The sequence below is a fragment of the Streptomyces sp. NBC_01454 genome, assembly GCF_036227565.1.
Classification (GTDB): Bacteria; Actinomycetota; Actinomycetes; order Streptomycetales; family Streptomycetaceae; genus Streptomyces.
In genome coordinates this window covers 3858610-3871558 of record NZ_CP109460.1, presented here as the reverse complement: position 1 = coordinate 3871558, position 12949 = coordinate 3858610, and the positions used below count along the sequence as shown (strand labels likewise).

Sequence of the window (12949 nt, the reverse complement as noted above, 5' to 3'; positions counted from 1 at the left end):
TGGCCGGTGTGGGCTCCCCCGCAATGATCATGGCCCGGCTTCCTGGCTTCCGGGCTTCCCGGACCCCTTACGCCCCTGGAGCGCCCCACCTGTCCACAGCTGCGGGCGACCGGCGGCCAGGGGCAACCGGCCGATATCGGTCATCCATGGTGGTAACCCGCCCCGCTCGCACACTGGGCACCCGGAGCCGAACCGCGCCACCCTGAATCCATGACCCCGAACCGCCCGCCCGTGCCCCCGCCCGGTCCCGACGACGGCCCCGCCATCGGCGGCATCCCCGTCCCCGACAGCACACTGGCCCGGGAAGCGACCGAACTGATCCGGGACGTCACCGACGACCTGATCTACCACCACTCCCGCCGCGTCTACCTCTTCGGCGCCCACCACGGCCTCCACCAGGGCCTGGACTTCGACCCGGAGCTGCTCTACGTGGGGGCGCTCTTCCACGACCTCGGTCTCACCGGGAAGTTCCGCACCTCCCAACAGCGCTTCGAGCTCGACGGCGCCGACGAGGCCCGTGCCTTCCTGACGGCCCGCGGCATCCCCGAGGACCGCGCCCGCCTGGTGTGGGAGGGCATCGCCCTGCACACCACCCCGGAAATCCCGCACCACATGGCCCCGGAGGTCGCGCTCGTCACCGCCGGCGTCGAACTCGACGTCCTCGGGATCGGCTACGACACCCTCCCCACGGCAACCCGCGAAGCCGTCGTCGCGGCCCACCCGCGCCCCGACTTCAAGCGCCGCATCCTCCATGCCTTCCACGCGGGCTTGGCGCACCGTCCCGCGACCACCTTCGGCAATGTGAAGGCCGACGTCCTGGACCGCTTCGAAGAGGGCTACACCCGCCCGAACTTCGTCCGGATCATCGAGGACTCCCCCTGGCCCGAGTAGCCCACGAAACACCCCCACAAGCACGTTTCCGCAGGTCAGAAGGGCTACGGGCAATGGATTTCGCCTCACGGCGCAGGTCATGTAATGTTGTTCCCGCAACGCCGACCGGCAAGAAAAACTGCCGGAAAGCCAAGCGCTCGTAGCTTAACGGATAGAGCATCTGACTACGGATCAGAAGGTTGCAGGTTCGAATCCTGCCGAGCGCACAGCAGGCAAAGCCCCCGCCGGATCATCCGGACGGGGGCTTTTTCGTGCCGTACGGCAGCGAGGTACAGCAACTGCCTCGGGTGGTCGGCGTGAGGCCGGTCAGGTGGCTCGTGCTGTCGTCATCGTCCGGCGGTTGCCGGCACCTCTCGACATGTCCCCCATGCGGTCGAAGGTGGAGCACTGCATGGGGCGTGTCCATTGTTGATCGCGCCGCCCCGTCCGATCGAGTACGGCACGACGCCCAGGCCGATAGCCGCGGGGTCGGCGCGTGGATCCCATGGGAGGAATCGCGCGCCCAAAGGTGGGGGTCGATTCAGTCAAGGGGCGGCAGCTTTGACGGTGGAGTTCGACGGCGGAGTCTGAGCTTGTCGGTGCGGTCTCATTCAGGGGCGGGGTGGCATATGTATGGACAAGTCGTCTGCGAGGTGGGGTAGAGGTGGGGTAGTTGAGCGGTGTGGGGGCGGGGTCAGGGAAGCGATTAGGTGTTGGGGTCGGAGTCGCGTAGTGTTCTGTTTACCGACGCGGGGTGGAGCAGCTCGGTAGCTCGCTGGGCTCATAACCCAGAGGTCGCAGGTTCAAATCCTGTCCCCGCTACTGATAGCCGCAGGCCCAGTGGATTCACTTCCACTGGGCCTGCGGCTTTTGTGCGTGCGGTTCAGCCGGGGGCGTTCAGAGGTGGGCCGGCGGAGGTGGGGTGGTGTAGTGGGCGGCCGGGCCGGTGTGGGGTGGCTGGGTCAGGGTGGGGTGCAGGAGGAGGTTGGCGTCGTAGTCGGCGCTGTTTTGGTGGCGGAAGGGGAGTGGGGTGGTGGTGGGGAGGGTGTGGAGGCGTTCGCGCAGGCGGGTGGCGGCGGTGGCGTAGGCGGTGGGGGTGGTGCGGTCCGCGCTGGGGATCAGGAGGGGCGGGACGACGGAGATCCCGGTGTACCAGAGGGTGCCGTGCTGGAGGGGGAAGAGGAGGTCGTTGAGGTCTCCGTTGACGCCGCGGGGGCCGAGGGTGGCGGCGCGGGCGCCGGCGGTGGTGACGACCATGGCGCGCTTGCCGGTGAGTTTGCCGTCGCCGTAGCGGCGGGGGCGTCCGGTGGCGGGGTCGGTGAGGCCGAAGGCGAAGCCCTTGACGAAGACGCGGTCGAACCAGCCCTTGAGGATGGCGGGCATGCCGTACCACCAGAGGGGGAACTGGACGATCAAGGTGTCGGCCCAGGTGATCTTTTCTTGTTCGGCGCGGATGTCGGGGGCCAAGTGGCCGCCTTTGTAGGCGCGTTGGGAGGCCTCGCCGACGAGGAGGCGGTCGGCCGGGTCGTGGTCGTAGTCGGCGGCGTCGACCACCGGGTTCCACTTCATGGCGTAGAGGTCGGAGACGCGGTGCCGGTGGCCGTGGGCCTCGAGGGTGCGCAGGCCCTCGGTCATGAGGGCGCCGCTCAATGAGCGCTGGTCGGGGTGGGCGAACAGCCAGAGGACCTTCATGTCCTCCACTCTCTGGGGGTGAAGGGGGACGAACGAGTGGCCCGATGGCCATTGTGTGTCAGGATCGAGCCATGGGTGTGGAGGAGAGCGGTGGGCGCCGGCATCGGGTGGTGGTGCTGGTGCGGGACGGGATGCTGCCCATGGAGGTGGGCATCGTCCACCGGATCTTCGGGGAGGCCCGGTCGGCGGACGGGGAGCCGCTGTATGAGCTGGTGACGTGTGCGCTGCGGCCCGGCGAGGTGCTGACGGACACGGATTTCACGGTTCATGTCGCCCATGGGCCGGAGGTGCTGGCGACGGCCGACACCGTGGTCGTACCGGCGTCCGGGGCGGACTACGACCGCAGCGAGGGGTGCGGGGCCGGGCGGCTGAGTGCGGAGCTGGCCGGGGCGCTGGGGCGGATCCGGCCCGGGACGCGGGTCGCGTCGATCTGTACGGGGGCGTTCGTGCTGGCCGCGGCCGGGCTGCTGGACGGGCGGCGGGCGACCACGCACTGGCGGTCGGTGGACGACTTCCGCCGGCTGTTCCCCTCGGTCGAGCTGGATGCGGAGGTGCTGTACACGGACTCCGGCGAGGTGCTGACGGCGGCCGGTGTCGCCTCCGGGATCGATCTGTGTCTGCACATGGTCCGGTGTGATCACGGGGCGGCGGTGGCCAACGACGTGGCGCGGCGGACGGTCGTGCCGCCGCACCGGGAGGGCGGCCAGGCGCAGTACATCCGGCGGCCGGTGCCGGAGCCGCAGCTCTCCTCCACGGGCGTGGCGCGGGCCTGGGCGCTGGACCATCTGGACCGGCCGCTGAGTCTGCGGGAACTGGCGGCGCGGGAGTCGATGAGCGTACGGACCTTCACCCGGCGCTTCCGGGAGGAGGTCGGGATCTCGCCGCTCCAGTGGCTGACCCAGCAACGCATTGAGCGGGCACGGCAGTTGCTGGAGGAGACGGACCTGACGGTGGACCGGATCGCGGCGGAGGCCGGCTTCGGGACGGCGGCCTCGCTCCGGCAGCATCTGCAGTCGGCGGTGGGGGTCTCGCCGCGGGCCTATCGGAGCACCTTCCGGGGGCCCGGGAACGAGGGCGGGGCGGGCACCGGCGGGGGGTGAGCGCGGGCGGGGTTGTCAGTGGGTGGTCGTACGCTGGCGGTGTGTGGCGATGTACGGGACCGCGCTGGTCGGGCGGCGGGACGGAGCCGGCGGGGCGGTTCGGTCAGCGGCTCGGCTGGTACTGCGCCGAGCGCGGGGAGACGCGGACGAGCTTGCTCCCCGCGGGCAAGACGCTGGGGTTCGCGGCGGTGGGGGAACGGCGCTGTCTGGGCGTGTGGCGGGCCGGCCGCTGGATCGTGTGCCCGTATGCGGCGGTGCTCGACGGTGCGAGCGCCAAGGACCAGTGCGCGCGCTGCGCCCAGCTGGACCGGTCGCGGTCGGTGGCCGCGGACACCATGGCCGACGATCCCCGTCCGTACGGCGTCTATCTCGCGTACTTCGGGCCCGGCCTGCTGAAGGTGGGGATCACGGCTGCCGAGCGGGGGGCGGCCCGGCTGGTGGAGCAGGGTGCGGTGGCGTATGCCTGGCTGGGGCGGGGGCCGCTGATGGCGGCGCGGCGGGCGGAGGCGGTGCTGGAGAGCGCGCTGGCGGTGCCCGACAGGTTCACGAAGGCGGCGAAACGGGCGGCGCGTGGGGCGCTGCCACCGGTGGCGGAGCGGGTGGCCGAGCTGGCCCAACTGCACGGCAGGGCACGGGAGCCGGCGCTCTGGCCGGAGACGCTGGAGCCGGTGGAGTTCGCGTGCACCGACCATACGGAGCTGTTCGGGCTCGACCGGATTCCGGGTGAGGTGGCGGAGCTGGGCGGGATGACGGCGGGGGCGGAAGTGGTGGGGGAGGTGCTGGCCGGGGTGGGGTCGGATGTGTATCTGCGGTTGGCGGGGGAGCAAGGGGAGGGGGAGAGGGAGCTTGAGGGGGAGGGGGCCGGTGGGGGCGGTGGGCTGATTGCGGTGATGGATGCGCGGGTGTTGTCGGGGTGGGTGCTGGGGGCGGCCGGGGGCCGGGTGACGACGGTGCCGGTGAGGGGACGGGCCGCGGTGAGCGGGGCGGGGGAGCGGGAGGACGGTGGGCAGGAGGGGTTGTTCTGAGCCGGGGGAGGGGGGTTGTTCCGGGGGCTGCGGGGGCGTTGGATGCTGTGTGCAGGTAGCTGTGTGCAGGTAGCTGTGGGCGAGTCGCTGTCGGGAGCCGTGTCGGGCGGGTCCGTAGGGGCGTAACCGTAAGGGGAGGGGCCCGGCGTGGCGGACGGGGATGAGCGGGTCGGCGCATTCTGGCGGGAGTTGGGGCTGCCGGGGGTGATCGATGTGCATACGCACTTCATGCCCGAGCGGGTGATGGCGAAGGTCTGGGCGTACTTTGACGCAGCCGGGCCGCTGGTGGGCAGGGCATGGCCGATCACCTACCGGTTCGAGGAGGACGAGCGGCTGGCGGTGCTGCGGGGCTTCGGGGTGCGGGTGTTCACCTCGATGATCTATCCGCACAAGCCGGGGATGGCGCAGTGGCTCAACGGCTGGGCGGCTGATTTCGCGGCCCGTACGCCCGATTGTCTGCGGACCGCGACGTTCTTCCCGGAGGAGGGCGCCGGCCGCTATGTGGACGCCGAACTCGCGGGCGGGGCACGGGTCTTCAAGGCGCATGTGCAGGTGGGCGGGTACGACCCGGCCGATGCGCGGCTCGCACCGGTGTGGGGTGCGCTCGCGGAGGCCGGTGTGCCGGTGGTCATCCACTGCGGCTCGGGCCCGGCGCCCGGCAAGCACACCGGGCCCGAGCCGATCGCGCGGCTGCTGGCGCGCCATCCCCGGCTGCGGTTGATCATCGCCCATATGGGGATGCCGGAGTACGCCGACTTCCTGGACCTTGCACAGCGCTATCCCGGTGTGCACCTCGATACGACGATGGCCTTCACCGACTTCTCCGAGCGGACCGCGCCGTTCCCACGGGAGGAGCGCGGCCGGCTGAAGGACCTCGGTGAACGGGTGCTGTTCGGCAGCGACTTCCCCAACATCCCCTACGGGTACGCGCATGCGCTGGAGGCGCTCACCCGGCTGGAGCTGGGCGAGGAGTGGCTGCGCGGGGTCTGCTACGGGAACGCGGCGCGGTTGTTCGGGGTGTGAGCGGGGTGTGAGCGGAGCGGAGGGGCCGGGCGAGCGGTGGGGGCGGGGCCTCCCGCCAGGGTTCCCGGGCGTTCCGGGGCGGGGTCAGAGGGTGAGCGGGGCGGCGGCGGCCTCGGCCAGGTGAGTCATGGCCCTGCCCAGGTCGGCGAGGGTGTCCTCGTCGGCCACGCGTGCGGTGGCGGGGTCGACCTTGGGGCCGATGGCGGGGATTTCGCGGCAGGCCGCCGTCACGACCGTGCCGGTCATCATGCGCAGGGTCTCGCGGAGTTGGGCGTTGGCGTGGTCGCCGCCGGTGGGGAACGGCGAGGCAGTGATCACCGCGACCGGCTTGTGGACGCATTCACCGCTGCTGACCAGCCAGTCGAGCGCGTTCTTGAGGACGCCGGGGACGCCGTGTGCGTACTCGGGGCTGACGAGGAGCAGGGCGTCGGCGGCGGCGACCTCGGCGCGCAGGGTGGCGACGGGCGCGGGGGGCATGTCGTCGTCGCCGTCCAGGTCGGGATTGAAGTGGGGGAGTGCGCCGATGTCCGCGAGGCCGGTCGGACCGTCCCAGAGGGAGAGTGCGGAGCGCAGCACCGCGCCGTTGGAGGAGCGTGCCCGCAGACTGCCCGAGAGGGCGAGGAGTCTCATGGTGTGACGGTACGCGGTACCCGAAATACGGCGTGAGGAGGGACCGGGGGTCGGCGGACGGGGAGGGGTGAACGGGTCGGGGTGCGTGCGGCGTTGGGGGCAGAACTGCTGGTCAGATCGATTGTCAGTGGCTGGTGCGATGCTTTGCACGTGGTGATCGGCCTGGACCGCGCGGGGGGCGGCCCAGGCCGGTCGGGAACGCGTACGGCCAGGGCGGGGCGAGTGGGGTGGGGTGGGGGCGAGCCCCCCGGGGGGAGGGGGAAGCGGAGCAAGGGGGATTCTCAGGAAATTCACAGAAAGGCGCAAGGAAGCTCTCACGGCGGCCTCCCAAGCTCACGGGCATGACCGTGACTTCGTCGTCCTCAGCGTCGTTCCGTACGCCGGCTTCGGCCTCGACCTCCCGGGGGGCGCCCGCGAAGCAGCCGGAGCTGTTGCGGGCCGACGGCAGTCCCGTGCGGGTCCTGGTCGTGGACGACGAGTCCTCGCTCGCCGACCTGCTGTCGCTCGCGCTGCGCTACGAGGGCTGGGACATCCGCGCGGAGGGGGACGGCGCCGGCGCGCTGCGCTGCGCCCGTAGTTGGCGGCCGGACGCGGTCCTGCTCGATGTGATGCTGCCGGACATGAACGGGCTGACGGTGCTCGGCCGGCTGCGGCGGGAACTGCCGGACGTCCCGGTGCTGTTCCTGACCGCCAAGGACGCGGTAGAGGACCGGATCGCCGGGCTGACGGCGGGCGGCGACGACTATGTCACCAAGCCGTTCAGCCTGGAAGAGGTCGTGGCCCGGCTGCGCGGACTGCTGCGCAGGGCCGGCGCGACCGCCGCGCGGAGCGAGTCGCGGCTGACGGTGGGCGATCTGGTGCTCGACGAGGACAGCCATGAGGTGTGGCGGGACGGCCAGGAGATCCATCTGACGGCCACCGAGTTCGAGCTGCTGCGCTATCTGATGCGCAATCCGCGGCGGGTGCTGAGCAAGACGCAGATCCTCGACCGGGTCTGGAGCTATGACTTCGGCGGCCAGGCCAACGTCGTGGAGCTCTACATCTCGTATCTGCGGCGGAAGATCGACGTGGGGCGGGCGCCGATGATTCACACCCGCCGGGGTGCGGGCTATCTGATCAAGCCCGGTGGGTAGCGGAGTGACCGGGCGGCCGGTGAGCGAACAACCGGCTCAGACATCCGGACGGCGTGAGCCGAGCGAGTCGAGCGAGCCGGGCGAGTCGGGCGAGCCGGGTGGACGGGCCGCCGCGCCCCGCCGCCGCTGGTCGCTCCGGACCCGGCTCGTCGTGTCGGCGGTGGTCATGATCGCCGCGGTGGGAGCCGTCATCGGGACGGTGACGACCATTGCCCTGCACTCCTATTTGCAGGGGCAGCTGGACGGGCAGGTCAAGGAATCCGTGCGGCGGACGGAGGATCCGCGGCCGCACGATCCGATGCGCAACCAGGGCAACGGCCTGGACTTCGTGGCCATGGGAGGCCAGCCCCTGGGGACGGTAGGGGCGCGGATCGGGCCCGACGGCACCGTCCGGAACGGGGCGAAGCTGAGCAACTCGACCCAGCGGCTGCCCGAGGACCGGCTGGCGCAGCTGGACGCGGGCCAGCTCGCCGCGCTGAACGCGGTACCCCGGGACGGCAGGCCGCACACCACCGAGGTGCCCGGGCTCGGTGACTACCGGGTGCAGACCGGCAAGAACGGCACGCTGATGCTCGGCCTGCCGCTGCGCTACGTCCAGGGCACGGTCGGCAGGCTCGTCCTCATCGAGGGGTGTGTGACGCTCGCCGGGCTGATCGCGGCCGGGATCGCCGGATCCGCGATGGTCGGCATCGCGCTGCGCCCGCTGCGCAGGGTCGCCGCCACCGCCACCCGCGTCTCCGAACTCCCGCTGCACCGTGGTGAGGTGGCGCTGCATGTGCGGGTGCCGGCGTCCGAGTCGGACGGGCGGACGGAGGTGGGGCAGGTCGGCGCGGCGCTGAACCGGATGCTGGGGCATGTCGGTTCGGCGCTCTCGGCCCGTCAGGAGAGCGAGATGCGGGTGCGGCGCTTCGTCGCCGACGCCAGTCATGAGCTGCGCACGCCACTCGCGTCGATCCGGGGCTATGCCGAGCTGACCCGGCGCGGACGGGAGCAGCCCGGGCCGGAGACCCGGCATGCGCTGGGGAGGATCGAGTCGGAGGCGGAGCGGATGACGGGGCTGGTGGAGGACCTGTTGCTGCTCGCCCGGCTCGACTCGGGACGGCCGCTGTCGTGTGCGCCCACCGATCTGTCGCCGCTGGTGGTGGACGCGGTGAGCGATGCGCGGGTGGCGGGGCCCGGTCACCGGTGGCGGCTGGAGCTGCCGGAGGAGCCGGCCCTGGTGGTCGGCGACGGGGAGCGGCTGCACCAGGTTCTGGTGAATCTGCTGGCCAACGCCCGTACCCATACGCCGGAGGGCACCACGGTGACCGCGCGGGTGGTCGCGGCCGGCCGGGGCGGTCCGGTGCGGCTGGCGGTGCGGGACGACGGCCCCGGCATTCCGGCCGGGCTGCTCCCGCACGTCTTCGAGCGCTTCGCGCGGGGCGATGCCTCGCGCTCGCGGACCGCCGGGAGCACGGGGCTCGGCCTCGCCATCGTGCAGGCGGTGGTCGCCGCGCACGGCGGTACGGTCGGGGTGGACAGCGTGCCGGGACGGACCGTCTTCACGGTGACACTGCCGTCGGCCGCTTCGGCTGCGTCGGCTGCCTCGGCCCCTGCCGTGACCCCGGGTGCACGCCGTCCCGCGTACGCCCCCGCATCCACCGAGCCGCCCCCGCCCGCACCCCCGGCACCTCCGAGCACACCCCCCGCCCCCCACTCATAGCCCAGGCACAGGTTCACCACACCGGTGTGACAGCGGGGTTGGTGAGTGTCGTCGGCATGACGACGACACAGCCGCCCGGCCCGCCGCTGGGCTCCCTGCCGCCCCGTGAGCATCTGCGCCTCGGCCAGATCGCGACCGTGCTGGATGTGGTGATCCCCGTCCACAACGAGGAGCGGGACCTCGAGCCCTGTGTGCGGCGCCTGCACGAGCACCTCGTCCGCACCTTCCCGTACACCTTCCGGATCACCATCGCCGACAACGCGAGCACGGACCGTACGCCGGATGTCGCCGCGCGGCTCGACGACGCGATCGACGAGGTCACGGCGGTGCGGCTGGAGCAGAAGGGGCGCGGACGGGCGCTGCGCACCGTGTGGTCGCTGTCCGAGGCGCCGGTGCTGGCCTATATGGACGTCGATCTGTCCACCGACCTCAACGCGCTGCTGCCGCTGGTGGCTCCGCTGATCTCCGGGCATTCGGATCTGGCGATCGGCACCCGGCTCAACCGGGGTGCCCGCGTCGTGCGCGGGCCGAAGCGGGAGTTCCTCTCGCGCGCCTACAACCTCATTCTGCGCGGCTCGCTCGCCGCCCGCTTCTCCGACGCGCAGTGCGGGTTCAAGGCCATCCGGGGGGAGGTCGCCGCGCGGCTGCTGCCGATGGTCGAGGACACCGGATGGTTCTTCGACACCGAGTTGCTGGTCCTCGCGGAGCGGGCCGGGCTGCGGATCCACGAGGTGCCGGTGGACTGGATCGACGATCCCGACAGCACCGTGCACCTCGTGCGGACGGCCACCGACGACCTCAAGGGCGTGTGGCGGGTGGGGCGGGCGCTGGCGACCGGTGCGCTGCCGCTGGACCGGCTGGCCCGTCCGTTCGGGGACGATCCGCGCGACCGCGAACTGTCCGGGGTACCGGGCGGGCTGGCCCGTCAGCTCGTCGGCTTCTGTGTCGTCGGCGGGCTGAGCACCCTGCTCTACCTCGGGCTGTACTCCCTCTTCCGGCTCGGCGTGGGTCCGCAGCCGGCCAACGCGGCGGCCCTGCTGGTCTCGGCGCTCGGCAATACGGCCGCCAACCGGCGGCTGACCTTCGGCGTACGGGGCCGGGACCGGGCGGTCCGGCATCAGGCCCAGGGGCTGGTGGTCTTCGCCATCGGACTCGTCCTGACCAGCGGTTCCCTCGCCGCTCTCGACGCCGCCAGCGGCATCCCCTCGCACGGCACCGAACTCGCGGTGCTGGTGTCCGCCAATCTGGCGGCGACCGTGCTGCGGTTCCTGCTCTTCCGCGCCTGGGTCTTTCCGGACCGTGAGCGCGCGGACGAGACCGCCGCGGCGCAGCTGCCCGTTCCGCACGACCGTAACGACTTCTCCAGGAGCGCTCGATGACCCCGCACCCGTCCGGTACGCCGGCCCGGCCGCCGTATCCGACCCCCGCGACGCCACCGGAGGGAGCGCCGCCGGCTTCCCGGGAGCCATCCGCGGCGCCGCACCAGGTGGCCGACCCCCGCTGGGCGCGGCCCGCGCTGCTGGCGTTGTTGCTGGTCACGGCGGTGCTCTACCTCTGGAGCCTGTCCTCCTCCGGCTATGCCAATCAGTTCTACTCGGCTGCCGTGCAGGCCGGCAGCGAGAGCTGGAAGGCCTTCTTCTTCGGCTCCTCGGACGCGGCGAACTCCATCACCGTCGACAAGCCGCCGGCCGCGCTGTGGCCGATGGCGCTGTCCGTACGGCTCTTCGGGCTCAGCTCGTGGGCGATCCTGGTGCCCCAGGTGCTGATGGGCGTGGCCACCGTCGGGGTGCTGTACGCGGCCGTGCGGCGGCGGTTCGGGGCGGGCGCCGGGCTGCTCGCGGGCGGGGCGCTGGCGGTGACGCCGGTCGCGGCGCTGATGTTCCGGTTCAACAACCCCGACGCGCTGCTGTGCCTGCTGATGGTCTGCGCGGTCGCGGCGGTGCTGCGCGCCCTGGCCGACGGCCGCACGAGGTGGCTGGTGCTGGCCGGGGTCATCTTCGGCCTGGGATTCCTCACCAAGACGCTCCAGGCGTGGCTGATCCTGCCGGCGCTTGCCGTGGTGTACGCCTGCTGCGCGCCGGTGACGCTGCGCCGGCGGCTGGGCCAACTGCTGCTCGCCGGGCTGGCGATGGTGGTGTCCGCAGGCTGGTGGGTGGCGATCGTCGAGCTGTGGCCGGCGTCCTCGCGCCCGTACGTCGGCGGCTCGCAGCACAACAGCTTCCTGGAGCTGACCTTCGGCTACAACGGCTTCGGGCGGATCAGCGGCAATGAGACCGGCAGTGTCGGCGGAGGCGGCGGTGGCGGTGGCGGCGGTGGCGGCGGAGGCGGATGGGGCCAGACCGGGATCACCCGGCTGTTCTCGTCCGACATGGGCGGGCAGATCTCGTGGCTGCTGCCCGCGGCGCTGATCCTGCTGGTGGCGGCGGTGTGCGTGCTGTGGCGGGCGCGGCGTGCGGTGGCCGCCGAACAGGCCGCGCAGCGCACGGAGTTCCTCGTCTGGGGCGGCGCGCTGCTGATGACGTTCACGATCTTCAGCTTCATGTCCGGGATCTTCCACCAGTACTACAACATCGCGCTGGCCCCGTACATCGCGGCGCTGGTCGGGATGGGCGCGGCGCTGCTGTGGCGGCGCGGCGGGCGGCTCGCCGCGGCGGTGCTGGCCGGCACGGTCGCGGTGACCGCCGGATGGTCGTTCGTGCTGCTGAACCGCTCGCCGGAGTGGCTGCCGTGGCTGCGCTGGACGGCGCTGGTGCTCGGTCTGCTCGCGGCGGCCGGTCTGCTGTCGGCGGCACGTCCGGGGGCGCCCCTGTGGAGGGCCGCGCCGGACGGCGGTGCGGACGGGGACGGGGCCGGCGCGGGCCGGCGGGTCGCGGTGCTCGCGGCCGGGCTCGCGGTGGTGACGGCGCTGGCCGGGCCGGTGGCGTACACCCTCGACACGGTCAACACCCCCAAGGACGGGTCGATCGTCACGGCCGGGCCCTCGGTACGGGGTGCCATGGGCGGGCCCGGCGGCGGCTTCCCGGGCGGCCGCCAGGGCCGGATGTGGCGCGGCAACAACGGCCGTGTGCCGGGTGGCGTACCGGGCGCGGGCCGGGGCGGGCGGGGCCTGCCGCCGGCGGCCGGCGGCCCGGCCCGGGGCGGCAAGCAGGGGAGCCGGCAGGGCTTCCCGGGCGGCTTCGGCGAGCGTGGCGGGATGGGCGGTCTGCTCAACGGCGCCAAGGTGAGCGAGGGGGCCAAGGCGCTGGTGGAGAAGGACGCGGAGCACTACACCTGGGCCGCCGCGGCCATCGGTTCCCAGAACGCCGCGAGCTATCAACTCGCCACCCAGAAGCCGGTGATGGCGATCGGCGGGTTCAACGGGAGCGACCCCTCGCCGACCCTCGCCCAGTTCCAGCGGGACGTCGCGGACGGGAAGATCCACTACTTCATCGCGGGCGGACGGGGCGGCTTCGGCGGCGGAAAGGGCGGCCCCGGCGGTAAGTGGGGAGGGCCCGGTGGAAAGGGCGGACGCGGCGGCGGACGCGGCGGTCCCGGCGGAAAGGGCGGCCACGGCGGCGGACGCGGCGGTCCCGGCGGCAGCGGCGACTCCTCGAAGATTTCTTCCTGGGTGGAGAAGACCTTCCAGAAGGTCACCGTCGGCAGCGCCACCTTCTACGACCTGACCCGGAAGGTCTGACCGGCGCGGACCGGCCCACGCGCCGGAACGCGGGCGTCGCGAGCCGCCTCGTCCGGCGCGGCGGAAATGAAATGTACGGCGTATAGCTGTCCCTGTAC

10 protein-coding genes and 2 tRNA genes are annotated in these 12949 nt (G+C 72.3%); 10 read left to right on the top strand and 2 right to left on the bottom strand.

The annotated features are described in order from the left end of the window. Positions 1-210 precede the first annotated feature (210 nt). The 3 genes from OIU81_RS17020 (at position 211) to OIU81_RS17010 (ending at position 1692) form a co-directional block, all read left to right on the top strand. Positions 211-891, top strand: a complete 681-nt coding sequence (locus OIU81_RS17020) for an HD domain-containing protein (protein ID WP_329148745.1) — start codon at positions 211-213, stop codon at positions 889-891. Positions 892-1024: 133 nt separating this feature from the next. Then, positions 1025-1097, top strand: a tRNA-Arg gene (locus tag OIU81_RS17015). A 521-nt stretch (positions 1098-1618) separates the two neighbouring features. Continuing rightward, positions 1619-1692, top strand: a tRNA-Met gene (locus OIU81_RS17010). 75 nt (positions 1693-1767) lie between these two features. On the opposite strand, the gene OIU81_RS17005 is transcribed toward OIU81_RS17010, so the two are convergent. Beyond that, positions 1768-2562, bottom strand: coding sequence for an NAD(P)H-dependent oxidoreductase (locus OIU81_RS17005; RefSeq protein WP_329148744.1), 795 nt, complete (start codon positions 2560-2562; stop codon positions 1768-1770). A gap of 44 nt (positions 2563-2606) precedes the next feature. On the opposite strand from OIU81_RS17005, the gene OIU81_RS17000 reads away from it, so the two are divergent. The 3 genes from OIU81_RS17000 to OIU81_RS16990 all read left to right on the top strand — a co-directional run bounded on the left by OIU81_RS17000 (position 2607) and on the right by OIU81_RS16990 (position 5710). Continuing rightward, positions 2607-3662 (top strand): GlxA family transcriptional regulator, encoded by a 1056-nt coding sequence (locus OIU81_RS17000; RefSeq protein WP_329148742.1) that lies wholly within the window; start codon positions 2607-2609, stop codon positions 3660-3662. A gap of 41 nt (positions 3663-3703) precedes the next feature. Continuing rightward, positions 3704-4687, top strand: a complete 984-nt coding sequence (locus tag OIU81_RS16995) for a DUF2797 domain-containing protein (protein WP_329148740.1) — start codon at positions 3704-3706, stop codon at positions 4685-4687. 147 nt (positions 4688-4834) lie between these two features. Then, positions 4835-5710: an amidohydrolase family protein gene (locus OIU81_RS16990; RefSeq protein ID WP_329148738.1), complete on the top strand. Its 876-nt coding sequence runs from the start codon at positions 4835-4837 to the stop codon at positions 5708-5710. Positions 5711-5794: 84 nt separating this feature from the next. Here the strand turns inward: OIU81_RS16990 and OIU81_RS16985 are convergent, their stop codons facing one another. Then, complete coding sequence (locus tag OIU81_RS16985; protein WP_329148737.1) at positions 5795-6340, bottom strand: NADPH-dependent FMN reductase; 546 nt, start codon at positions 6338-6340, stop codon at positions 5795-5797. A gap of 431 nt (positions 6341-6771) precedes the next feature. Between OIU81_RS16985 and OIU81_RS16980 the strand changes: the two genes are divergently transcribed. The 4 genes from OIU81_RS16980 (at position 6772) to OIU81_RS16965 (ending at position 12851) form a co-directional block, all read left to right on the top strand. After that, positions 6772-7473 carry a response regulator transcription factor gene (locus OIU81_RS16980; RefSeq protein WP_329155190.1) on the top strand — a complete coding sequence of 234 codons (702 nt, stop codon included), beginning with the start codon at positions 6772-6774 and terminating at the stop codon, positions 7471-7473. Positions 7474-7639: 166 nt separating this feature from the next. Further along, on the top strand, positions 7640-9175 hold the full coding sequence (locus OIU81_RS16975) for a sensor histidine kinase (protein WP_329155188.1): 1536 nt from the start codon (positions 7640-7642) through the stop codon (positions 9173-9175). Between the two features lie 56 nt (positions 9176-9231). Further along, complete coding sequence (locus tag OIU81_RS16970; protein ID WP_329148736.1) at positions 9232-10554, top strand: bifunctional glycosyltransferase family 2/GtrA family protein; 1323 nt, start codon at positions 9232-9234, stop codon at positions 10552-10554. Further along, on the top strand, positions 10551-12851 hold the full coding sequence (locus OIU81_RS16965) for a glycosyltransferase family 39 protein (protein ID WP_329148734.1): 2301 nt from the start codon (positions 10551-10553) through the stop codon (positions 12849-12851). The genes OIU81_RS16970 and OIU81_RS16965 overlap by 4 nt, the downstream gene beginning before the upstream one ends. Positions 12852-12949 lie beyond the last annotated feature (98 nt).

Excerpts from the sequence above, each read along its gene's own strand:
- OIU81_RS16965 (WP_329148734.1), top strand. The coding sequence starts at position 10,551 with ATGACCCCGCACCCGTCCGGTACGCCGGCCCGGCCGCCGTATCCGACC.
- OIU81_RS17020 (WP_329148745.1), top strand. The coding sequence starts at position 211 with ATGACCCCGAACCGCCCGCCCGTGCCCCCGCCCGGTCCCGACGACGGC.
- OIU81_RS17005 (WP_329148744.1), bottom strand. The coding sequence starts at position 2,562 with ATGAAGGTCCTCTGGCTGTTCGCCCACCCCGACCAGCGCTCATTGAGC.
- OIU81_RS16975 (WP_329155188.1), top strand. The coding sequence starts at position 7,640 with ATGATCGCCGCGGTGGGAGCCGTCATCGGGACGGTGACGACCATTGCC.
- OIU81_RS16970 (WP_329148736.1), top strand. The coding sequence starts at position 9,232 with ATGACGACGACACAGCCGCCCGGCCCGCCGCTGGGCTCCCTGCCGCCC.
- OIU81_RS16985 (WP_329148737.1), bottom strand. The coding sequence starts at position 6,340 with ATGAGACTCCTCGCCCTCTCGGGCAGTCTGCGGGCACGCTCCTCCAAC.
- OIU81_RS17000 (WP_329148742.1), top strand. The coding sequence starts at position 2,607 with ATGGCCATTGTGTGTCAGGATCGAGCCATGGGTGTGGAGGAGAGCGGT.